Origin of the sequence: Microbispora sitophila (assembly GCF_014892245.1) — a bacterium.
Taxonomy (GTDB): domain Bacteria; phylum Actinomycetota; class Actinomycetes; order Streptosporangiales; family Streptosporangiaceae; genus Microbispora; species Microbispora siamensis.
The window spans coordinates 1-22,576 of sequence record NZ_JADBGC010000046.1 but is presented as its reverse complement, the minus strand read 5'-3'; the positions used below and the strand labels follow the sequence as shown (position 1 = coordinate 22,576).

The following is a 22,576-nucleotide window of genomic DNA, read 5'->3' as shown; positions in this document are numbered from 1 at the left end:
GGCCGGCAGGGCTCGGTTGGTGACTGCGACCCGACCGAGCGAGACGGGGGCCCGGGACTATCAGTCCCGGTATTAGCCTGCGGCTTTCGCGGTGAATTTGAACCAGGTTGATCGTTTACATGAGAAAAGTGCCTTCGAACTGCGAGGATAGCTTGTCTAGGGTCCAACCCGCACCAGACCAGAAGGCACTTTTCACGTGAATTGCGACATGAGGTCGCTCGTGATGAGTGGCTACGTTGTTGTGGAGGTTCAGCGATGCAAGCCCCGCGTTCTCCCTTGCCGAGGTTGAGGACTGGCTCCGCCGTCACAACCGCTATGTGGAAGTGGCACCGATCGAACTGCTCTGGCAACGGCTGCGGGGTGTCACAGACGACCTGCGACTTGGTGAGGCCGTAGGGTTCGCGGGAATCGTACTTCTCCACCAACAGCGAGATCCCAGTCTCGACGAGAACGTGCTGTTCAAGCGCTTGTCCGCGGTTACACCGGACGGCTTGGACGTCGATAAGGGACTGGTGAGGGCAATCCTCGAAGTGGGTCAGGCTGAGGGACCTGTCCCAGCATTCGACGGTATCTGCGATCGCTATGTGGAGCTTCACTCCCGTCGGCTGCTTGCCACCCCGCGGGACGTGGCACAGCTGATGGCCCGCATCGGTGGCACCGCCGGACGGGTGGTGCTCGACCCCTCATGTGGAATAGGGACCTTGCTCCTCGAATCCGCCGGGGCACGGGCGCTTGGCCAGGAGATAAACCCGAGCGCTGCCCGCTTGACGGCTTTACGGTTGGAGCTCCGCGGTTACGACTCACACGTGGAGACGGGTGATTCCCTGCGCGCAGATGCTTTCAGTGGCGAGCAGGTTGATGTGGTCATCTGCAATCCGCCGTTCAACGAGCGCAGTTGGGGTTACGAGGAACTGACCAACGATCCGCGTTGGGAGTATGGGCTACCGCCGCGTGGCGAGTCGGAACTGGCGTGGGTCCAGCACTGCCTGGCGCACGTACGGCCTGGCGGTGTGGTTGTCATCATGATGCCGGGTGTCGCCGCCAGCCGCCGGCCAGGTCGCCGAGTCCGTAGTAACCTTCTGCGCTCCGGGGCGCTCCAGGCGATCATCACACTGTCGGCAGGGGCCGCTCCTGCCTCGACTGGGGCGCCGGATCTCTGGGTCTTGCGCAGGCCTGAACTAGGTGTGCAGTCCCCATCCGACGTGCTGATGGTCAACGCCGGTGAGGACCTTGCCCTCGCAGAGACAGCGTGGAAAGCCTTCTGCAATGGCAACGATTTACCTGAGCGCAGCAGCAGCGTGCGCATCATCGATCTACTGGATGAAGAGGTCGACCTGGCAACCAGCCAGCGGGTTTCCATCCTTGGCCAGCCGGACCCATCCAGCTTCTCCGCACTGTCCGAGAAGGCCGTGGCCCTGGCCACGTCACTGACCTCCGCTCTACCTCGCCTGACAGCGACACACGGCCGCGAGCCGGCGATGTCCAGCATCGGGGAGCTCGCCCGAGCAGGCGTGGTGACCATTCTTCAGGGCCCGCTTAAGCTGCCCGACGAGGGCGAGCTCCCTGTCCTTACTGCGAAGGACCTCCTGCTCGGCCGAGCGCCTACAGGGCGAAGTTCCGACGTGCCCGGCCTGGTGCGGGTGGAGCGTAACGACGTCGTCGCCCCGGTGGTCACGGGGAGCGGTTCAATTCCCCGGGTCATGACCGAGTCAGGGGCCGTCCTGGGCCCGCAGCTCCTGCTCATCCGCACCGATCCCGCCCGTCTGGACCCCCATTTTCTGGCTGGCTGCCTGCGCGCTGCGAGCGGCTCTAGCGTGCGGCTTGGTTCGTCAGTGCGGCTCGATCCCCGTCGCGCACAGCTTCCCAGGCTGCCGATTGACGAGCAACGCCGGTACGGCGAGGCCTTCCGCCAGTTACTCGCTTATGAAGACGCCACCCGTGCGCTCCACGAGATCAGCGATAATCTTGTGGCGGCCGGCATCGACGGCCTTTTCGACGGGAGTCTGCGTCCCGAGTAATCCCCTGGAGGCATGGGTGGCCCTCATCCTCGATCGCTACCGGCTTGATCCCGTCCATCTAGGCAAGGGCGGCATGGGCGTGGTCTGGGGGGCCGAAGATGAAAAGCTCGGCCGACGAGTAGCGATCAAGCTCATCCGGTTCCCCGATGGAGTGCGTGATCCGAAGCTCGAGGCCCGGTTCACTCATGAAGCGAAGATCATGTCGCGGCTCTCCCACCCCGGCGCACCGGTGCTTCACGACTTCGGCACCTATCAGGATCAGGTGCTGGGGAACCGGCTCTTCATGGTGATGCAGTTCGTCAAGGGGACGGGCATTGATGACGTCATCGCCGAACACGGGCCGCTGCCGCTGGGATGGGTCGCGTCCATCGGCGCCCAGGTGGCGGCCGTCTTACAGGCTGCTCACGACCTTGACATTCTGCATCGGGACTTGAAGCCTTCCAACCTCATGCTGCGTCAGGATGGTTCTGTCCAAGTGGTCGACTTTGGCTTGGCCCTGATGCAGGATCCCGGGCTGACCAAGCTGACCAGGACCGGCCAGCTGCTGGGCACAGCCGCCTACATGTCACCTGAGCAGGTCCGGGCCGAAGAGCCCACGGCTCGCAGTGATATCTACTCGCTGGGCGCAGTGCTGCACGAACTACTGACCGGGCGGCATCTCTTCACCGGGCCGTCGGAGTACAGCGTGATGGATCAGCACGTAAAGACACGCCCTACAGCGGCCGGGCAACTCCGACCGGACGTGCCGAAGGAGCTGGACGAGCTGGTCCTGGCCATGCTGGAGAAGCAACCCGAAGACCGGCCGGCGACAGCAAGCGAAGTACACGAACGGCTCATGCCGTTCCTCGCCGGAACTGGGCCGCTCGGGGACATGACCGCTCCAAGTTCCAGTCCTGTCCGCATGTATTCGCATGCGGTCAGCCGCACCCTCACTGCAGGAGCGCAGCGAGAAGTTTTGATCGCGAGAAGCGCTCCGGCTGATGATGACTTCAGCCTCAGCGACATTGGGCGTGCCCGCAGGCAGGCGATGTCCCTCATCAGAGGATCGCGTTACCGCGAAGCGGCGGGAGTGCTTGCGAAGATCGCAGAGGCGGCGAGCCTGAAGCTCGGTGCTGCCGATGCGGAAGTGATTGATCTGCGCGGCCAACTTGCGGACGTCCTGTTTACAGCCCACGACTACCGCCGGGCGGCTCAGGAGTTCCGGCAGATTGCCGATGACTTGCTCCAGCAGTCGGAGGCTGACCTCGAGCGCGTGTCCCAGTGCAGGCTACAGGAAGCGACCTGCCACGTTCACGCCGGTGATTCCGAGCTCGCGCTGCACATCATGCGTGAGCTGCTGGCTGACGAGATGAGCCGCCTCCCTGAAGACGATGCGCGGCTCTTGGAGTTGCGCCGTCAGGTAGGCGAGCTGGAAGTCAGCACCGGTGCTACGGGCAGGGCGCGGGCAACGCTCTCGGACCTGCGCGACGACCTCGTCATGCTCTATGGCCCGGACCATGGCGCTACTCTGCGCGTCATCGAGCTCCTGACTAGCCTTGACCTCTAATCGTTCGTGAACCCTGCACACAACCCATGCGAGCGTGTCTTAAGTTCGCTATCCTCTTGACGCATGGCAATGGCCATCCCGCGCGAGAGGGGTCGCAGTGCATATCAGCCGAGTCCACATCCGCAACTTTCGCAACTTCCGAGATCTGACCATCGATCCCTTCCCGCGCAACGCCGTACTCGTAGGCGAAAACGCCATCGGCAAGTCCAACCTGATCCATGCTCTCCGGCTGGTCCTGGATCCGGATCTGCCCGACAGCGCTCGCATGCTGCGCGCTGAGGACATCTGTGAACATTCAGGTGCCAGCCTGCAGACAGGCGTCGAAGTCCGGGTCGAGGTCGATCTCACGGACTTCGACGGCAATCCGGAGCTCCAGGGAACGCTGGACGGCTGCCTAATCTCCCTCGCACCGCTGACGGCGAGGATCTCCTTCGTTTTCAAGCCCGCGGCTTCTTCCCAAGAGGGCGAGTTGTCTATCGACGACTACGGCTTCGAAATCACCGGGGGGATCAGCGATGCAGGGAACGGCAGGCGCATCCGCGCAAGCGTGCCTCTGACCGTTCTTCCCGCCCTCCGCGACGCAACAAACGAACTGTCACGATGGCGCGGGTCGCCGCTTCACGATCTGCTCGAGGCGCGCAAGCCCGATCGGTCGGTGCTCGCAGCCACTGCAGTGCAGATCGAAAGGGCGATGAAGGCGCTTGCGGCGGAAGGCCAAGTCGTCGCGGTCGAAAAGGACCTTGCCACTCGAGTGTCGAGCATGGCAGGTCCACAGCTTCGCCTTACCCCCACTCTGGGCTTCACCTCCAGCGATCCCGACCGGCTGCTCCGCTCCATCCGGCTATTCGTGGACGAGAACGGCAGGCGCGGGGTGAGCGACGCTTCCACCGGTAACGCGAACGTGCTCTATCTCGGGTTGTTGCTGGAGCGCCTGGTCTCCCGCCGCAACAAGGTAAAAGACCGGCTGCTTGAGCCCATCCTCGCAGTCGAAGAGCCAGAAGCGCACCTGCACCCCGTGCTGCAGCGCCAACTGTTCCGCTATCTGCTGCGCATGGAGACCTCGCTCATGGTCTCTACCCACAGCCCGCACATCGCCGCCGTGACCAGTCTCGACTCCCTCGTACTCCTTCGACCCGATGCATTCGGCGGCACCACCGCCGCAACGACCGCAGGGATGAAGCAGCTGAGCGACCGCGATCGAAAAGATCTGGAGCGCTACCTGAACGTCAGCCGAGCAGAACTACTCTTCTGTACGGCGGCGATACTGGTTGAAGGGCCATCGGAGGTCTATCTGCTTCCGGCGCTCGCTACCGCGCTCGGCTTTGACCTCGATGCCCATGGCGTCATCATCGCCAACATCGAAGGCACCAACTTCGCCCCTTATAGAGCCCTCCTCGGACCAGACGCTCTCGACGTACCCCACGCAATCATCACAGACGGCGATCCCTACAGCAGGGGCAAGCGTGTCGAGGCAGGGCTCACACGAGCTATCAATCTGCTGCCGACAGGGCCTCTGAAGGATCAGCTCGACGAGTCTCTCAAGCGGATCCTGCCCGGGAAGGATGTCGCAGGTACATCCCCGATAAGGTTCGCGGCAGCGCAAGCTGGCATCTTCGTCGGCCATGTGACTCTCGAGGTGGACGTGCTTCCGCTGCTCGCCGACCCCATGATCAACGCACATTCTGAGCTCGAGACGTCATCAGACCTGTCGACAAAGTTCGCCGCTGCCGTGGGGGCCATACTCACTGGAGCCGGCCAGGATGACGATGAGAAGGAGTTGCTGCGCCGAATCAATCATGTGAGTAAAGGCCGTTACGCACAGCGCCTGGCCGACCACGTCGAAAGCAGCAAGACCGACATTGAATCGATCATCGCGAAGGCGGCCTTCCACCTGCCCATTCCTGACTCTACAGCCGGCGAGTTCACCACTCAGGAGCTACTTAGCCTGGGGACCTACGGGTACCTTCTGGCCGCCCTCGATCGGGTTTCCCGGCAGGTTCGTGGCCGAGGGCTCGTCTCGCGCACCGCTCAGAACCCCGGCTGTCAGGAGGAGCAGTGACTCTCCTCTCCGGCCCAGGTCTTCGCCGCGAGCTCGAGGCGCTCGACGCCGAGCAGCGTGACGCTGTCGTTGACGATGGCGACCTGGCTGCCCTGGCTGGCCCAGGGTCCGGTAAGACCCGGACCCTGGTAGCCAAGGTCGGCTACCTCCTAGCATCGCAGCAGATCTCGAACCACCGTGGTGTCGCTGCCATCAGCTATGGACGCGAAGCCGCACGAGAAATCACCCGTCGTCTCCGCAGGTTGGGAGTCGCGCCTGAGCGCCGACTCACGTCGAGCACCCTGCACAGCTGGTGCCTCAACGCGATCCTGCGGCCGTACGGGCCGCTTGTCGGCATTCCTGTCCCCGACCCGGGAGGAGTCGTCGACGAATGGTCAGTTGCTTGGACGCAGCACGTCACCCCCTCCTATGCCGAGGCAGGTATTCAAGGCCGAGGAAACGCCAAAGAGGTCGTGAGAGCGCGACGCATCGTCGCCTCCGGTCGCCCACAGGAGATCGAGGCCCTTGGCAAGATCGCAGATGTGGCCCGCTCGTTCGATGCCCGACTGACGGCTGCGGGGCTGTTCGACTTCGACTCCATCATCGCGCAGTCGCTTCAGATCCTCCGCGAGCATTCGGAGGTCTCGAAGATGGTGGCCGCCCGGTACCCCTGGCTGATTATTGACGAATACCAGGATCTCGGTCCTGTCCTGCACGAACTGGTCCTACATCTACGTAACCGTGAGGGCGTACGAGTCGCCGCCTTCGGCGATCCAGATCAAACGATCATGTCATTCAATGGAGCCGATCCTCGCTACCTCCAAGAGTTTGCGTCCCAGGAGGGTGTCCGCGCCATCGTCCTGACAACGAACTACCGATGTGGACAATCCGTGATCGACGCGAGCCATGTGGTGCTTGACGAACCTCGTCCTCATCGGGCCGATCCCCTTCGAGAAGACAACGGGGATCTGGAGTTGGTGCCCTTGGACGGCGGTCTGCCAGACCATGCTCAGCGCGCCGTCGATAAGGTTCACGAACTCATGGCGACCGGTGTAGGGCTCCATCAAATCGCCATCTTCTATCCCCGAAAGGGCGAACTGCTCGACGCCGTCGTCGCGGCGTTGAACGCGGCCGGCCTTCCGTATGTTCATGAAGGAGAGCAACGCTTCCCCAAGGGTGATCTGGCCGATTTCATTCGTGACTGTGCAGCCAGAGCCGTGCGCGGTCCTACGATTCGAACAACAGCGGCTCAGGACACCGACCAAGCGCACACGATCATGGAGATAGTGTTCTCCTACAACCGGCTTCGTCGCGGCAGTGGGCTGCCTGAAATACCAGAGCATGTAGCAGGAGGCGTCCTCGTGTCAGCCCTGCAGCCCGTATCCGCCGATCACAGCCTGGCCGTGTGGCTGGAGAAGCTCTCGAACGCACTCGCCCTGCCTGCGATCTCCACTGGTAGTCCCATAGCGCGGGACCAGGTTGTACTCGAACAGTTCCTAGGCTACGCCCACAGCTACGGGCTCACTGTAGGTGACGCAGCCGGCACGGTAAGAACGGGCAGACTCACCCTCGTCACGTATCACTCGGCCAAGGGTCGTGAGTGGGATTTTGTCATCCTGCCTGGCCTTGTGGACGGCATTATGCCGTACCGTCCCTGGTCACGTCCGCATGGACGACACCTAGAGCCGCGCGAAGCCGATCTCGCGGAATCGAGAAGACTATTTTATGTCGCCCTCACGCGAACGAGGCGGACAGCGATCCTGCTCTACGGCGACTTCTGGATATCGAGCAGGGGCGACCGAAATGAATACGGCAAGTCTAGGTTCGTCCTCGAACTTCTTAACCATAGAGTCCGCGTCCCACACCACGTTGATTCCGTCCAACATGAACAGCAAGTGGTACTCAGTTAGCCGCGGGACAGGAGCACGCTTCGGCTCAGCTTGTCAGTAAGGCCGGCCTTCTTTATCAGACGGTCCCGCGCGACAATCTGAGAGCACAGGAAGTCTTGCTGCGACTGCTGCGCCAGCATTCGCCAGACCGTTGCCGCCGCAAGACTCAAGGGCGGGGGTCCAAGTGACGCATCCAGGCGGTGAATTTAGCTAGGCTATCACGCTGTTTGCCGGTCAGCGGATCAGGACGAAAATGCATAATGTCATTCCGAACCTGACGGATATGATCGAGCTGCTCAGTGAATAGCTTGCAGTCGATCTGCCAACCCAGGCGCGGCCATATGCCATCAGTACGAAGGAATCGGACGTACTGCCCGAAGGTCATATTGTTCACCGAGGTAATACTTTTACCCACACACTGAAGATCCTCTGCAGAGAAAGCCCTCTCGATACAGCGACGCAGCCGTCTTTCGATCTCTCCCACAAGGAAAAATGGTTCGGCGAGTAGTCGGAACTGTTCCGTAAGATCGGCCGTGGTCACGATCCCACAGATATCTTCCTCATGATTTCGGACAAGTACGAAACCTGCCTCATAGATCGTAGGGATCTTCTTGAGCAGCTCTTCATTGAGCTTGACGATATTGGGGTGCCGGTCTATGACGTCCGACAATTCCGCGTTCGGGATACTGACCTGGATATGGCCTATACGCTCCCAGCTCACAGTCCCGACAAGTACACCTGCCTCGGTGATGACGGGAAGCTGGGAGTAGCCGTGGCTCATCATGACGGCGCGCGCCTGAGCCAGTGTCGCGTCCGGTGGGATCGATACCACTTCACGGCTAGCCGAAGGGATGTCACTGACGAGTAAAGCAGCGTGCGGGAAGGAGAGTTCGGACTCGTCAGCGGTCTCATCCTGTTCCGCAACCGTCTCCTTTGAGGAGACGCACACGATCGTGCTCAGGTCCACGTCATCAAAGGGCGGGTCACATGTGAGACCTGCATTGTCAAGGTCTGCCCTGATGCGTGGCACCGTATTGAAGTTGCGAATTCTAACATCCCATTTGGCAAGCAGTTCCCGGACAGTCAGTTCGACCGGCGCCGCGGCTGCCGCTTCCAGGAATTGTTTGAGCTTATCGCTCACTCCCCCTCCTGGTAGTCAGAAGCGCTTTCGGGGGCCGTCTCCGCGGGAATTGTTCGCCGGCCCATTGCCTCTTCAATCAGGGCGACCAGCTCTCGGTGCCGCTTGCTATAAAACGTTCCGAAGTCGGCGACTCGAAGATCCGCGGCATCGATCAGGTGAGTGGCGACGGCGTCGTCCAGCCAGTTACCGGGCATGCCAGTTTCGGTTTCCAGGGCACGCATGTAGGCGGCCGGCGAACGGCTGGCGATGACGCGGGCGGTGTGCTGGGTCAGGGGTGTCTTGTTCACGATGCTGTCCCGCTGGGCGGCGGGCACGCCATTCTTGTTGCACCAAACGCTGGGGAAGATGCGAACTATGTCGACCTGCTGCTCTTCGAAAATGGTCGCGTCGATGACGTCCTTGCTGTGTGTCCAGTCGTAGCAGCCTTGCCGTAGGACCAGTGCGTACACACCCTTGTAGGCAGCGCTATTACGGCTCAGCAGGGTGTCCAGTCGGGCTGCGCGAAAGGTCGCTGCAGTGACCGACTCCGGTTCCTTGCCACCGCGGACCCAGGCGACGACCTGTTCCATATCGCGAGGGAACCGGCTCTCCAAAGCCCCGCTGTACTGCTCGCCCAAAACGCCACACCAGTACCAGCGCGTGATCTTTTCCAAGGCGTCATGCTCGTCCGTCGCCTCACCGAGCATCGTCCGGATCGCGGCGAGGGGAACGACCTGCGTTCGATACGGAAGGTCCCGGTAACTGAAAATGCCCTGCACCGTGAGGAATCGGGCGGTCCAGTGGAACGCCTCGACCACCTTGGGTGCCCACTCGAGGTAGTCCTCCAAGGGCAGGTCCAGGATATCCCTTCGCTTGCAGCTCGCCACCGGCGCGACGAACGGATCGCCGCCCGCCCGTGGCCGGCGCCGGTGATAGGTGGAGAGTAGGGAGACAGCCTGCAGGAAGTCACTGCTGGCGAGTCGTTCGCTCGGATCCTGACCGTTGTAGACGCGGTGTTCCGACAGTTCTTCGAGAACCTTCCCCCAGTGCTCTCGGAGCTGGAAGTCGTGACCGTTGGTACGGAAGTATTCACGGTCGCCCGCGTACGTCGCGGTTAGCAGTTCGAATACGTTGAGGGGGACCCCGCCGGTGTTGACCTTTTCGAAGACAGTGCAGACCGCCTCTTTCGGGGTAGTCTTGGTCAGTTTGATTACCGGCACCTGGTACTGCTTGACATTCTCCAAAACCGTCTTGATGAAGTCCTTCCACTGCTTCTTACGCAGGTCATCGGTGGCATACCGCCACATCCACTCTTGCGTGGCATCGCTGTCGAAGACGAGCCTGAGGGGGAAGTAGCCTTCCACACACTCCCGCTCTTCAGAGCTCAGGTCGAGAACGACCCCCCGCCCGAAATCGTCGCGGACTACCCGATCAACCGGAACGGACAGCACCGCCTCCTCACGGTCTCCGTCCGCGGATATCGCAGTCTCGATGTGGACGTAGTACCAGCGCCGCACCTTCTTCTTCCGGGCGTCCAGCGTCTCCACAGGCCTACCCGACTTGAGTGCCTGATACAGCGAGGTCATCCGCTGCTGGCCGTCCATCAGCAGTTGCTCAGGCTCCACCTCGCCGTCCAGCGTCACCCCAGTGAGTGGGCGCGGCCTGAACCGGGCGCCCGAACCCCCAGTCTCCAGGGTCATCATCACGCCAAGTGGATAGCCCATGGTCACGGTCGCGAGCAGGGACCTGATCCGCTCGTCGTCCCACTTCCAGGGCCTCTGGAAGTCGGGGAGTTGCACGTTGCCGGAGGCAGCCATCTCCAGTAGCTCGCCAAGGTTGTAACTGGGGTTCTCGAAGGGCATGGCTCTCCCCTGGCTGAGTCTGCATTGATCAAAAACTCTAGCTACGGTCGACGGTCTTGTCTGTGTAATTGATCGGGATTCCCCTGCGTTCCGTTCCCTTCCCGTAGCGACATGGTCACATCTGGTTTACCCCTGACCCGCAAATGCCGCTTTTGTTCCCATCTATCCGGATTACAGACAGCGACCTGCGGCTTGGTGCCCCTTCGTCACTGCGATCACCGAGAGCTGGTTGCTCCGGCGAGCGGGAAGAGCGACTCCACGAACACGAGGCAGCGGTTGGGGGACGACGTCATCGTGTTCATCCCTCCGCTATGGCTCGAAGCGTGCGGACACGGCGCTTCGCGAGAGCCATGACCGCCTCAACTGTGAGCTGTCGAGGACGAACTACCTGGTCAGACGGGGTCTCTCCAGTTTCCCTAGTTCTGGGTCCCTTGCCGGGGGCACTCACCAAATCTTCGGCACAGGCGCCTGCCTCCGGCAGGCGCCTGTTTTCGTATCCGGGAAGTTCTTCTGCCATCGCCGCGACCCGCACTGGAGCTCTTCGGGCAGCTCAGCGAGCTTCGTCTGGAGCTTGGGGATCTTGTGCAGCAGGTCGTCGGGTTGGTGGTCTGCGAGCGGGCGGACTCGCCTCGGCATCGGCAAGCTCCTGCGCCTTGGTCCGGCGCTCACCTTCCAGCTCGGTGAAGCGGGCTCGTAGACGTTGGCAGAACGCGTCGTCCGCGTCTGTATTCCTCCCAAAGCCGCCTTAAGTGCCTCCCAAGTGACTACCAGGGCTCCTCCGTCACTCTCCCGTTGACAGGTCGAGCGGATGGCCGGATGGAAACGGGAGTCGGTGAGGTTCGGGTGAACCGGTGGAGACGGGCGGTGACGTCCGTATTGGCGATGGCGATGACCGTCGCGGCAGGCGTGGTGGTCTCGGCGCCACCAGCCAGGGCAGACGGGATTCTCCTCAATGGGAACGGCGTGTACGGCCCCAACAGCAGGATCGAAATCGCGTCGACGGTGCTCAAGTACAAGGACGACTGCGACGACGGGCTGGATGACTTTGTCTACCCGGTCAGCAGCGTCTACCTCGTGCCTGATGGACCTCCGTCGGAGGGGCAGCACCTCGACGACGTCACCGGCACACCCAACACGGTGGTGCAGGACGAATCCCTTGTCATGGGCGAGGTGATCGGCATCACCTCGCCCGCCGGCGATCTCGGTCCGGGAAAGTACGCCGTTGTCGTCGACACGTGTGAGGACGGGTACTTCGACTCGGCGGACGACAGCTGGTACAGCGGCCAGATCGAGGTACTCGCCCTCGCGCGGACCCCTGCACCCGATGCCGCCCTGGCGAGTCTGAAAAGCGCGGCGTTCGACGAGTATTGGACGTATTCGGAGCGTTGGCTGAACGCTGACGCAGCAGGGGACATGCTTGACACGTTGCTTCAGGGTGGTTGCGCTCTCGGCAGCCCGGTCGTGTGTGAGCTGGCAAAGCACGACTTCAGTTCCATCATCCACGAGAAGTACGCCCATTTGCAGTTCAGCCGGGCGATGCATTACGGGGGCATCTATGCGGACCCGCCGAATCCCGATTTCGATCGGCCGGTGATACCCGAGAAGGTCGACGGCGACGTCTCGGCTGATGCCATGGCGGGTGAGGCGTCGCTGCTTCAGGCCTTGTTGCGCGGGGTCGAGGCGTACAAGGGCGCGCAGCAGGCGGGTGACGGGGAGTGGGCCCTGGTCCACGCGCGTGAGGTGCGTGACCTGCACCAGGCGCTGGCCGGGCAGTTGGCGCGGACCTCGGCCCAACTGGACGAGATCAAGGCGCTGTTCGGCGAGGACGCCGACAAGGCGTTCGCCTTCGCCGCGGATTTCGGGAGCCGGGTCAAGCAGCGGGGCCTCACCCCGGACGAGCGGCGTGTGCTGCGGGAGAGCGGGCTGACCGGCGCGCAGATCACGGAGTTCGAGAACCGGATCCGTGTGGCGGCCACCGGCCCGCGCTACACGGCCCAGACCGTGCGGGACGCGCTGACCGCGCAGATCGCCGCGCACGTCAAGACGGCCGCGGCGGTGCAGGAGGGCCTCAGCGGCTGGCAGGCGATCGTCGACGCGCTGGCGGGCGACACGGGGGTGCCGGACACGCATCCGGTCGCGAACGCGGGCGGCCCGTACACGGCGACCGAGGGGCAGGCGGTCACCCTGGACGGCTCCGCGTCGACCGCCGCGCAGGGGGCGACGCTCTCGTCGTACGCCTGGGACCTGGACGGCGACCGCGACTTCGACGACGCGACCGGGCAGACCCCGTCGGTGGTCTTCGATGAGCCGGGCTCGCCGGTCGTCGGCCTGAAGGTGACGGATGGCGCCGGGCGGGTCGCGTACTCCTGGAGCGGCGTGACGGTGACGCGCAAGGGCGACGACCCGAAGATCGCCCGGCGTGCGCCGGAGAGCGCCCAGATCAGGGTCGAGACCGGCAAGACGGCCCAGTTCTCCGTCACGGTGAGCGACGACGGCGGCGCGCCCGAGGTGACCTGGACCGTGGACGGCAAGCCGGCCGATGGGACCGACTCGTTGTCGTGGACGGCCCCGGACACGCCGGGAAGCCACGAGGTCGTGGCCACGGCCACGGATGCCGACGGGCATGCCGTCACCGACGGCTGGTCGGTGCTGGTCTTCCGCAAGGACGCCGACGGTGACGGCTGGACGGCCACCACGGACTGCGACGAGACAGACGCGGCGGTGCATCCCGGGCAGATCGAGTTCATCGGCAACGGCGTCGACGACGACTGCGACAGCGGCTCGCCGGACGCGCCCCCGGGCGGCCTCACCGGGAAGCCGTACGGCTGGGGTCACAACACGCTGGGCCAGGTCGGCACCGGGACGCTGGGCGGCGAGTTCGACGCCCCGCAGCAGACCGTCCTGCCCGGTACCGCGGTCCAGGTCGAGTCGGGTTTCCGCGTCAGCTTCGCCGTCCTGAGCGACGGCACGGTGCGCGCCTGGGGCATGAACGACCACGGTCAACTGGGAGACGGCTCGACCGTGTCGCAGCGGGCGACACCGGTGTCGCCGCTGGGCCTCGGCGGGGCGGGCACGCTGGCCGGTGTCACCCGGATCTCCGCCCACGGCGACCAGGTCGCGGCGGTGCGAACCGACGGTACGGTGGCGGCCTGGGGCTTCAACGGGAACGGGCAACTCGGCGACGGCTCGACCGTCACCTCGCGCAACGTCCCGGGGCTGGTGCTCACCGGGCCGGACACGCCGTTGCGCGGCGTCCGCGACGTCGAGGCTGCTGAGCAGGCCTTCTACGCGCTGATGGACGACGGCACCGTCACGTCCTGGGGTGTACAGAGGTGCCTCGGCACCTCCTCGCAGAACAAGCCGTACGCGACGGCGGTCCCGGGGCTGAGCGGGATCCGCCAGATCACCGCCGCCGCGGGCGCCGTGTTCTTCCTCAAGAAGGACGGCACCCTGCTCTCCTGCGGCGACACCGATCCGATCCTGGGCCGGCCGTGGGCGCTCAACACGCCGACGTCGCCGTACCTGCCCAGCCCCGTGACCAACCTGGGCGCCGGCAGCACGGTGGTCGACCTGTCCTCCTCGGGTGACTCGGCGGTCGCGCTGAAGGAGGACGGCTCGGTGTTCATGTGGGGCCAGAACACCAATCACGAGCTGGACGCGCTCGGCTTCGCCGGCGGCCAGAGCACGACTGTGCCGACCCGGGTGACGCTCCCCGCGGGCGCGCCGGTCGTCGCGGTCGACCACGACGACTCGATGAACACCTTCGCGATCCGCGCCGACGGCTCGATGCTGGCCTGGGGCGGGAACCTGTTCGGCGCCACCGGCACCGGTGGCAGCGCCCCGGTCGGCGCGCCGACGGTCGTCAACCTGCCCGGCCGGGTGTTCCTGCAGGTGTCGGCCTCGAAGTGGAACGCGCTGGCGCTGACCCGGCCGGCGTCCGACCCGGACCTGGAGCTGCCGGCGTCGTGGGTGCACGCGACCGTCGAGGACGCCGCGCTGAGCGAGGCGGGCGACGGGGCGTTCACCGTGACACTGGACCACGCCCTGGGCGACGACGTCGCGCTGACCTGGTCGCTGCGGGCCGGCAGCGCGGGTGAGGACGACGTGGCGCTGGGCACCGGAACGGTGGTCGTGCCGGCCGGTCGGACGCAGGCGTCGATTCCGGTCGACGTGGCCGACGACGCGATCGACGAGGACGACGAGACGGTGACGCTCGCGCTGACCGGGGCCCGGCTCGGGCTGACGATCGCGCGCGCCCAGGCGACGGGCACCATCGCCGACAACGACGAGGGGCCCGTCGTCTCGGTCGAGCCGGCGACGGTGACCGAGGGGGGAACCAGCCTCACCGACACACCGGTGACGTTCCATCTGTCGAAGCCAAGCGGTAAGGAGGTCGTGGCCGCGTACGCCACCGCGGACGGCTCGGCCAAGGCGAACGACGATTATGTGGCCTCGGACGCGACGATCCGCTTCGCCCCGGGCGAGACCGAGCACGTGGTTCACCTCGCGGTGAACGGCGACGCGATCCCGGAGGCGGACGAGACGTTCACCGTCTCGGTCGGCGAGGTCGCCAACGGCAGCGCCGGGCATCCCGCCACGATGACGATCCGGGACGACGAGATGCTGGTCGTGTCGGTCTCCGCGCCCACGATCGCCGAGGGCACGTCCGGCGACTTCACGGTGACCGTGAACCCGGCGCCGCCGGCGGGTGAGAGCGTGTCCGTGCCGTGGTCGATCGTCGAGCCGGCCGCCGGCCCGGACGACGGCCCCGGCGACGTCGGGCCCGCCACCGGGACGCTGACGCTGACGAGCGAGCATCCCAGCGGCGTGGTCACCGCGACCGCGATCGACGACACCGCGGTGGAATCTCCTGAGCCGTTCCGGCTCAAGATCGGCGACATGACCGCGTCCGACGGGCGGAAGGTGCTGCCCGGCGAGGTCGGCATGGCGTGGATCACCGACAACGACAAGGCCAACAGGCCGCCGGTGGTCGAGGCCGGAGACGGTGTGTCCGGGGTCGAGGGCGCGGCCCTCCCACTCTCCGGCACAGTCACCGATGATGCCGCCGGAGTCACGTCGTCGTGGACGGTCGACGGTCCGTGCGACGTCACGGGGGACGGCCCTCAGGCGTCGGTCGCCTGCTCGGACGACGGCGTTTTCACCGCGACACTGACCGCTGTGGACGCCGAGGGCGCCTCGGCGTCGGACACCACCATCCTGACCGTCGGCAACGCCGCCCCGGTGCTCGGCACGGTGGCCGTGGACGGGTCCGGTGCGCGGATCGAGTTCTCCGACCCCGGCACCGCCGACCAGCACACCTGCACCGTCAGGTGGGGAGACGGGACGGCGCCCGGCGTGCTCGACGGAGCCCTGTCGCCGTGCTTCCTGCCCCACACCTACGGTCCGGGCACGTTCACCGCCACAGTGACGGTGAGCGACGGCGACGGCGGGTCGGTCTCCACCTCCCGTACCGTCAAGGTGACGTCGGCGCCGTGGCCCTTCCGTGGATTCCTGCCACCGGTGGACAACCCGCCTACGGTCAACGCCGTCCAGGCCGGCCAGGCGATCCCGGTGAAGTTCGGCCTCGGCGGTTACCGCGGGACGGACGTCTTCGCGGCGGGCTCTCCGGCGTCGGGGCAGGTTTCCTGCTCCCTGGGTCAGACGGACTCGGTCGAACAGGCGGTCACCGCCGGTGGATCGCCGCTGTCGTACGACGCGGCGAAGGATCAGTACACGTACGTCTGGAAGACCGACAAGGCGTGGGCCGGCCAGTGTAGGCGGCTGAACGTCACATTGGCGGACGGCAGCCAACATTGGGCGCTGTTCCGGTTCCGCTGACACAGCCGGATCAACGGAGGGTCCCGCCGTCGCGTCAGCGTCACGGCGGGACCCTCTCCGTGTCGGCTCCAGTACTTCCCCAAGGGTACGGACCGAGCCGGCACAGCGAAGTGATCTCGACGCCGTCGCCGGACCCTCCTCTCCCGCCCCAGCAAGAGCCTCGACTGGAGGACCCGGCCGTAGCCTTCCGCGTGCACGGCGGCTCCGAGGGCTCACCTCTGTCGCATGGTGCCCGCTCCGAGAGGTGCGGCCATCTTGATCAAGCAGGGCGCTTTCGCTGAATCTGCCGGAGGATCGCCTCGTCGGTGATCGTGCTGTCGTTGGCGAGAAGGAACGCCTTGCTGAGGATGAGGGACAGTTGGGCGTTCTCTTCGAAGGGCAGGAACAACCTGGTGTCGCGTTTGCGCGCGGAGACGCTGCACAGATAGACGTCGCCCGGATCCATGAGGATGTTGGCACTGCCCAAATGGATCTTGTAGGTGCGCAGGTCACCCCGGACCACCAGGAAACGGTCGGTGAGGGTGCGGCGGTCGGCGACAGCCGTACGGGGAAGCAGCCGCGCCGGCGCGTCGCGGCGCAGCTGGGCAGACGGCGGCAGTACGTCCTCCCGCACGTCCCGGCGGACCCCCGCGGCGCGAAGGGCGCGCTCCGTCAGCGCCGGCACGACGTCTTCGCCTGTAGGAGGGTGGCGGCCCAGACGAACCCGCGGGCCACGTCCACGTTGGCGTCCGAGACGATCAGCCGGGCCGTGCCCCAGTGGGTGTTCCATTCGGTGATCCGGTCGAAGGCGCCCAGTGCGGCCCGCACCAACTCCTTGGCACCGTCCGGCCGGAGCAACTCCAGGCACCGCTTCCGCCACGTCTTCGTGGGGCGCGCAGAGGTGGTCGACGAGCCGCACGCGCCGGATCACCGCCGTTTGCCTGGGGCCGTTTGCCGAACGCGCCGACGCCACCTCAGCGTTCGGCGGGGTGGAAGTCGTACGGTTCGGAGTCGTACACGTAGTAGACGCAGTCGGCGCCCGGCGCGCACTTGCCCCAGTGCACCGCCTTGGACGGGTAGTACAGGTAGTCGCCGGCACCGACTCGGTACGTCTTGTGGCCCTTCACGTGCCACAGCATGGTGCCTGAGACCCCGACAACGTGCTCCGGGCTGGTGTGCCAGTGTGGAGAGAAGGGGGTGCCAGCCTTGAGGGTGAACATCGCCTCCGACGCTCCGGTCTTCGGGTCGCCCTTCAACTGGACAAAGGTGCATCCGTCCAGGCCTTCGCAGGGCGACCCCCCGTCCTTGTGATGGTGGTGGTAGACGACCCCGTCGACGGCGCGCGCGGGACGCGCCTCGGCGGACGAACTCCCCGTTCCCGTCGCCATTATTGCTAGTGCCGCTGCCGCGGTGACCAGCGTCGTCTTCTTGAACACGAGCGACCTCCTGCACAGGGATGGAAAATCGGACCACGGTCCGGTTAGGAGCAAGCTATCGGACCGCGGTCCGGATAGTCAAGCCCACCGCCAGGGGTCGGGGACTGCCCAAAGGCTGATCCTCAGTGATGAGGAGCGGGCGGAGTTGGAGCAATGGACGCGCTGCTCGGCACCGGGTCGCACCCCCTCGACGGCGCCCGCTACCTGCGCGATATGGCGGGCGCTGGCGAGCGACTGTGCCGCCTGGTCGCCCACCACTCGTGCGCAGGTCAACGAGGCCACAGAACGCGACCTGTATGACGCCTTGACCAAGGAGTTCGCCCTGGAGTGGCCGTAGCTGGCCGACGCGCTCACGTACTGCGACATGACCACTGGCCCGAACGGCCGGCACCTTGACGTGCATGAGCGACTGGCCGAGATCCATTCCCGGTACGGCCCGGACCACTTGGTGAGCCGCCCATCACGACGTCTACGCCGTGCATTTCTTTGTGTACTGGGGTTGGTGGTCGCGGGTGGTGTCGATGATCAGATCGCGGAGAAGTTCTTCGGTGGTGGCGGCGACGACCCGGACGTGGAGATCGTCGACGAGAAGGATGACGTGGGTTCGGGCGTGGGTTCGTTCGATGCCGCAGGGCGTAGCGGGAGTGGTCATCCAGCCAGGTGAGGATTCCTGTCACGCGTCGCCGTACGCGCGCCTGTCGAGTGGGGGGATCGCGGGGCGCGGTCGAGCGAGCCGAGTGCGGCGGTGGCCGCGCGGGTGCTATTCCTACCAATCTCCCTCGGTTGTGGCCGACTGGGGGTTGTTGCCGTGGGAGCGGCCAGGGGTGAGCAGCGCGGCGGCGAGGGCGCCGACCGCTGCCGCGATGGCAGCAACGGTGAATCCTCGGGTGAAGCCGCTCAGGGTGGTGCCGGCCAGGCTGGCGGCGGCGACGCTGGAGATGACGGCAGCGCCGAAGGAGGCGCCGAACTCGTGGAAGGTGCTCACGATGCCGGAGGCGATCCCCGCCTCATGGGGTGCCACCTGGCTCAGTGCGGTCGCCGAGGCGATGACGAACAGTGCACCGGTGCCCGCCGCCGCGACGGCCACGCCGACCACGACACTGACCGGGTGCATCGAGATCGCCGGGACGGCCATGCCGATCGCCGCGATCACTAAGCCCGCGATGGCCGGTCCGCGCGCACCCGACCGCCCGAGCGCGCGACCGGTCAGGTTCGCCCCCAGCATCGTCGCCAGTGCCACCGGTAGGAACAGCAGCCCCGTCTGCCATGCGCCGTAGCCACGGGCGTGCTGGAAATAGAAGGTGCCCAGGAAGAACACCGCGATCATCAGTGCGGTGGCCATCCAGATGAGGAACGCGCCGGTGGCCACGGGTCGCCGCACCAGCAGCCGTACGTCCATCAGCGGCGAACGTGCCCGCCGTTGCCGCATCACGAACAGCACATAGCCCACGGCGGCCGCCAGCGTGAGCGACCCGGTGAGCGCGGTGAGCCACCCGTGCTCACCGGCGGCGGTGAGTGCGTAGATCAACGATGCCGACGAGACTGTCACCAGCATCGCGCCAAGGACGTCGAGTCGAGGCCGACCTGTGGACACGGTTTGCGTAGGCAGCAGGGCGGCGAGCGACACAGCGATCACCAGCCCGATCGGGACGTTGACGAGGAAAACCCACGGCCATCCGGGACCGGAGGTCAGCAGCCCACCCAAGAGCAGGCCGAGAGCGGCGCCACCGCCGCCGAGCGCGGACCAGATGCCCAGCGCCTTGTTCCGCTCCTGGCCTTCGAACAGGGCCACGACCAAGGACAGCGCCGAGGGAGACAGCAGCGCCGCCCCGACCCCCTGGGCGATCCGGCCGCCCACCAGCATGCCCGCGGATCCGGCCAGCCCGGTGACCAGCGACGCCGCACTGAACAGCACCAGCCCGGCCAGCACGACGCGTTTGGCTCCCAGCAGGTCCGTGATGCGCCCGCCGAGCAGCATCAATCCGCCGAAGGTGAGGGTGTAGGCGCTGACCGTCCACGTCAGCGCCGCACGGCTGAGCCCGAGATCGGCCTCCATGTGGGGCAGTGCGATGGCCACCACGGTGACGTCGAGGATCAGCATCAGCTGCGCCACCCCGAGGAAACCGAGGATGCGCCACCGTGCCGGATGCGCCTCAGCCAGCGACGCGTGCCCCCCTTCCTGCCCAGCCGTCTGCCCTGCTTGGCCTGGTGCTTGCCGGGTCATCGGATCCCCTCCATCCATAACTCGTACTTCCGCATACGAGTTCCGGCTTCCGACTATAACTCGTATCCCGACATACGAGTTAAGATGGGTGGCATGGCCGTACACTCCGCTCCCGCCAGGCGCCGCGCCGACGCCGAGCGCAACATCGCCCGCATCGTGTCCGCGGCCCGGGAATGCCTGAGCTCGGACCCCGGCGCCACCGTCGACGACATCGCCAAGGCCGCGGGCGTGGGGCGGATGACGTTGTACGGGCACTTCCGGACCCGGGCCGACCTGGTCGAAGCCGCGCTCATGGACGCCCTGCGGGCCGGTGAGGAAACCCTGTCGTCCCTCGACCTGACCGGAGACCCGCGTCAGGCTATGACCCGTCTACTGGGCTCCAGCTGGGAACTGGTGGCCGAATCGGCGGCCCTGCTGACCGCCGCCGAGGACACCCTCCCCGCGGGACGGGTGCGAGAACTCCACGACGAACCCGCCCGGCGCATGGCCGAACTCATCCGCCGCGGCCAAGACCGAGGCGTCTTCCGCACCGACATGCCCGCCGACTGGCTGGTCAGCGTCGCCCACTACATCCTGCACGGCGCAGCCGACCAGGTCCGCGCCGGACGCCTGGCCTCACACGAGGCTGCCGACATGGTGACCAAATCCGTCCAATCGGTACTAACCGGCTAGCACCTGCTCTCCCTACCCGTTGATCTCCCGTGGCCTTCAGCCGGACAGGTGCAGGTTGTTGCTCCAGGCGGTCGCAAATGCTTGCAGGAGGTAGAGGACGGCAAGGGTGGTGGCCAAGAGGCCCAGGATCAGGCGCAGGGCGCCCTCGGGGAGCCGGGGCTGCAAGAAAGCGTGCGCCGAGGTAGCCGGCGCCAGTCCGCAGCCGTAGCAGGCCCTTCTCCTCGCGGCTGTGGGCCAGCAGCGCGGCCCGCAGCCGGTCTCGTGAGGTCTCCACCGGGCATATCTTCCTGGCCAGCCCGAAGATCAGCTGTCCTCGTTGGCAGTCGTAGAACCGGCGGATTTGGCTCGGTGGTTCTTGGCTTGACGCGAGATGAAGCCATAGGAGGCGAACAGGCCTGCGTCGACCTGATCTGCCCGCCCATGGACTCCACCGCGGCCTTGGGCACGTCATCACGCCCCAGGAACCGGGCGTCCAGCTCAAAACCGCCTGAAGCCAAGCGGCCTAGAATCAGTCGCCGCACTCGCAATCGCCGCGCTGGCAATCGGCACAGTGGTAGCTGCCGGACTGACAGCCGCTGCACTGGCAGCTACCGGCGCTGTGTACGGTCGTGGCGCTGGCAGGGGTGGCGTAGGTGAGAGCGCCCAGGCAGCCGGCGCCACCAGCCAGAGCCGTGCTGGCCGCCATGCCGGCGATAATGTTGCGGAGTACAAGCATCGCATTTCCTCCTTGATGGTTTACCGCGAACTAGATACACAAGGAAATGTCACTCGCAGACTTGAAGTGACCGTTCCGGACGACTTATTGATTACCTATCCGAAAGTCCACAAACGGACATCTCGGTTATTTAGGATCTAATTGAATCTACTATCATTCGTAGTAGAGACACGATGTGACGTTTGGCGACAAAAGGACACGCCTGTCCAGATTTGTTGATCGTTGCTGGCCAAAGCGGTAGCTGATCAGCTAGCTCACCCGGCACCGGTACCGATGCCGGCCTGCTGTGAGCGGAACCTGTCTAGCGTTCCCCTTCGACCTCACCCTTCGGCGGCTTGGGGCTGGTGTCCGGGTTTCGTCACACCAGTAGCGCTACTATCGCCAATAGAAGATATCGACCCTGGAGGACATGATGGCGGCCCGGGGACCAGTAGCGGCGCTTCTCCGCGCAAGCGCTGATGATCCTCGTGACAGGCGTGGCCGCGATGCACACGCTTGGGCATGAGCCGCACGATGCCTCTGGCCCGATGTCGATGTCAGCTGTCATGACGGGGCATACGGCCGACGCTGCGCTTGGCACCCCGCATCACAACCTCACCGGCAGCGACTCTTCCACGCACAACGCCGGCTCCCCCTCGCCGTTCGATCCAAGCGCGGTGTGTCTTGCGATCCTGTCGGCTCTGGGCCTGGCCTTGGGGCTGCCGCTGTTCCTGAACCGTATTCGGGCCGAGGACGCGGGCGGGCCCGGTCGTCTGTCGATCGGCAGGTTTCCCGTTCCCGACCTGCCGCCGTTGTCCGTCGTCCTCACGCGTGTGGTGGTGCTTCGGAACTGATGGATGCCACGCGGGTGCCCCGGCCCCCGCGTTTTCGGCGTCATCCATCTGCACGACCTATTTGAGGTTTCGCATGTCTTCGTTCCGTGGGGATCGAGGTGTCGACATCCGGGTGTGGACGCCGGATGGGCAGGTCAAGCGCTACAGCCGTCCCGTGATGAGCACGAAGGCGCGCAATGTGGAGGCATCACCAGCAGATCCACAGTCCCGGGCCCTCGACGCCCCGGGAGGTGTGCACCACATCGACCAGGTCCAGCAACGCGTGAAGCAGCTCGCCGCTGTCGACGACGCGTGAAAACTGACCCCCAGACGACGGCGGAAATCTGACCCCTCTGCTGTCACTGTGGAGGGTGATCAAGGTGGAGGACTGGGCGGAGATCCGCCGGCTGCACCGGGCCGAGCAGAT

The 22,576-nt window shown here is 65.3% G+C and carries 16 protein-coding genes; 10 read left to right on the top strand and 6 right to left on the bottom strand.

Annotated features, from left to right (window positions below):
• Window positions 1-227 precede the first annotated feature (227 nt).
• From IL992_RS44105 to IL992_RS44090, 4 genes are all read left to right on the top strand, one after another.
• Window positions 228-2,018, top strand: coding sequence for an HsdM family class I SAM-dependent methyltransferase (locus tag IL992_RS44105; RefSeq protein ID WP_193209242.1), 1,791 nt, complete (start codon window positions 228-230; stop codon window positions 2,016-2,018).
• 16 nt (window positions 2,019-2,034) lie between these two features.
• Complete coding sequence (locus IL992_RS44100) at window positions 2,035-3,564, top strand: serine/threonine-protein kinase (protein WP_193209241.1); 1,530 nt, start codon at window positions 2,035-2,037, stop codon at window positions 3,562-3,564.
• A 97-nt stretch (window positions 3,565-3,661) separates the two neighbouring features.
• A complete protein-coding gene (locus tag IL992_RS44095) occupies window positions 3,662-5,623 on the top strand; it encodes an ATP-dependent nuclease (RefSeq protein WP_193209240.1) in 1,962 nt (653 codons plus the stop codon).
• On the top strand, window positions 5,620-7,512 hold the full coding sequence (locus IL992_RS44090; protein ID WP_193209239.1) for an ATP-dependent helicase: 1,893 nt from the start codon (window positions 5,620-5,622) through the stop codon (window positions 7,510-7,512). Before IL992_RS44095 ends, IL992_RS44090 begins: the two co-directional genes overlap by 4 nt.
• A gap of 145 nt (window positions 7,513-7,657) precedes the next feature.
• Here the strand turns inward: IL992_RS44090 and IL992_RS44085 are convergent, their stop codons facing one another.
• Both IL992_RS44085 and IL992_RS44080 read right to left on the bottom strand, forming a co-directional pair.
• Window positions 7,658-8,632: a CBS domain-containing protein gene (locus tag IL992_RS44085; protein ID WP_193209238.1), complete on the bottom strand. Its 975-nt coding sequence runs from the start codon at window positions 8,630-8,632 to the stop codon at window positions 7,658-7,660.
• Window positions 8,629-10,473 carry a DUF262 domain-containing protein gene (locus tag IL992_RS44080; protein WP_193209237.1) on the bottom strand — a complete coding sequence of 615 codons (1,845 nt, stop codon included), beginning with the start codon at window positions 10,471-10,473 and terminating at the stop codon, window positions 8,629-8,631. The genes IL992_RS44085 and IL992_RS44080 overlap by 4 nt, the downstream gene beginning before the upstream one ends.
• 864 nt (window positions 10,474-11,337) lie before the next feature.
• On the opposite strand from IL992_RS44080, the gene IL992_RS44075 reads away from it, so the two are divergent.
• Entirely contained in the window at window positions 11,338-16,311 is a 4,974-nt protein-coding gene (locus tag IL992_RS44075) for an RCC1 domain-containing protein (RefSeq protein ID WP_193209236.1), read from the top strand.
• 259 nt (window positions 16,312-16,570) lie between these two features.
• On the opposite strand, the gene IL992_RS44070 is transcribed toward IL992_RS44075, so the two are convergent.
• The 3 genes from IL992_RS44070 to IL992_RS48810 form a co-directional block, all read right to left on the bottom strand.
• Window positions 16,571-16,975, bottom strand: coding sequence for a DUF7737 domain-containing protein (locus tag IL992_RS44070; protein WP_193209235.1), 405 nt, complete (start codon window positions 16,973-16,975; stop codon window positions 16,571-16,573).
• Window positions 16,963-17,118, bottom strand: a complete 156-nt coding sequence (locus IL992_RS44065) for a hypothetical protein (RefSeq protein ID WP_193209234.1) — start codon at window positions 17,116-17,118, stop codon at window positions 16,963-16,965. Before IL992_RS44065 ends, IL992_RS44070 begins: the two co-directional genes overlap by 13 nt.
• A gap of 146 nt (window positions 17,119-17,264) precedes the next feature.
• The gene (locus IL992_RS48810) at window positions 17,265-17,726 is read right to left on the bottom strand and encodes a cupin domain-containing protein (protein ID WP_193209233.1); all 462 of its coding nucleotides are present in this window, start codon (window positions 17,724-17,726) and stop codon (window positions 17,265-17,267) included.
• Between the two features lie 145 nt (window positions 17,727-17,871).
• Here IL992_RS48810 and IL992_RS48805 point away from each other — a divergent pair, with 145 nt between their 5' ends.
• Together IL992_RS48805 and IL992_RS48800 are read left to right on the top strand one after the other, a co-directional pair.
• Window positions 17,872-18,063 carry a hypothetical protein gene (locus IL992_RS48805; protein ID WP_193209232.1) on the top strand — a complete coding sequence of 64 codons (192 nt, stop codon included), beginning with the start codon at window positions 17,872-17,874 and terminating at the stop codon, window positions 18,061-18,063.
• A 27-nt stretch (window positions 18,064-18,090) separates the two neighbouring features.
• The gene (locus tag IL992_RS48800) at window positions 18,091-18,390 is read left to right on the top strand and encodes a hypothetical protein (protein ID WP_193209231.1); all 300 of its coding nucleotides are present in this window, start codon (window positions 18,091-18,093) and stop codon (window positions 18,388-18,390) included.
• Window positions 18,391-18,492: 102 nt separating this feature from the next.
• On the opposite strand, the gene IL992_RS44045 is transcribed toward IL992_RS48800, so the two are convergent.
• Window positions 18,493-19,950, bottom strand: a complete 1,458-nt coding sequence (locus IL992_RS44045; RefSeq protein ID WP_193209230.1) for an MFS transporter — start codon at window positions 19,948-19,950, stop codon at window positions 18,493-18,495.
• Window positions 19,951-20,043: 93 nt separating this feature from the next.
• On the opposite strand from IL992_RS44045, the gene IL992_RS44040 reads away from it, so the two are divergent.
• From IL992_RS44040 to IL992_RS44030, 3 genes are all read left to right on the top strand, one after another.
• Window positions 20,044-20,622 carry a TetR/AcrR family transcriptional regulator gene (locus tag IL992_RS44040; protein WP_193209229.1) on the top strand — a complete coding sequence of 193 codons (579 nt, stop codon included), beginning with the start codon at window positions 20,044-20,046 and terminating at the stop codon, window positions 20,620-20,622.
• Between the two features lie 1,173 nt (window positions 20,623-21,795).
• Complete coding sequence (locus tag IL992_RS44035; RefSeq protein ID WP_193209228.1) at window positions 21,796-22,170, top strand: hypothetical protein; 375 nt, start codon at window positions 21,796-21,798, stop codon at window positions 22,168-22,170.
• 73 nt (window positions 22,171-22,243) lie between these two features.
• Window positions 22,244-22,465, top strand: a complete 222-nt coding sequence (locus tag IL992_RS44030) for a hypothetical protein (RefSeq protein ID WP_193209227.1) — start codon at window positions 22,244-22,246, stop codon at window positions 22,463-22,465.
• The last annotated feature ends 111 nt before the right edge of the window (window positions 22,466-22,576 follow it).

Coding starts and splice junctions, on each gene's coding strand:
- IL992_RS44045 (WP_193209230.1), bottom strand. CDS start 19,950: ATGACCCGGCAAGCACCAGGCCAAGCAGGGCAGACGGCTGGGCAGGAA.
- IL992_RS48800 (WP_193209231.1), top strand. CDS start 18,091: ATGACCACTGGCCCGAACGGCCGGCACCTTGACGTGCATGAGCGACTG.
- IL992_RS44040 (WP_193209229.1), top strand. CDS start 20,044: ATGGCCGTACACTCCGCTCCCGCCAGGCGCCGCGCCGACGCCGAGCGC.
- IL992_RS44080 (WP_193209237.1), bottom strand. CDS start 10,473: ATGCCCTTCGAGAACCCCAGTTACAACCTTGGCGAGCTACTGGAGATG.
- IL992_RS44030 (WP_193209227.1), top strand. CDS start 22,244: ATGTCTTCGTTCCGTGGGGATCGAGGTGTCGACATCCGGGTGTGGACG.
- IL992_RS44035 (WP_193209228.1), top strand. CDS start 21,796: ATGATCCTCGTGACAGGCGTGGCCGCGATGCACACGCTTGGGCATGAG.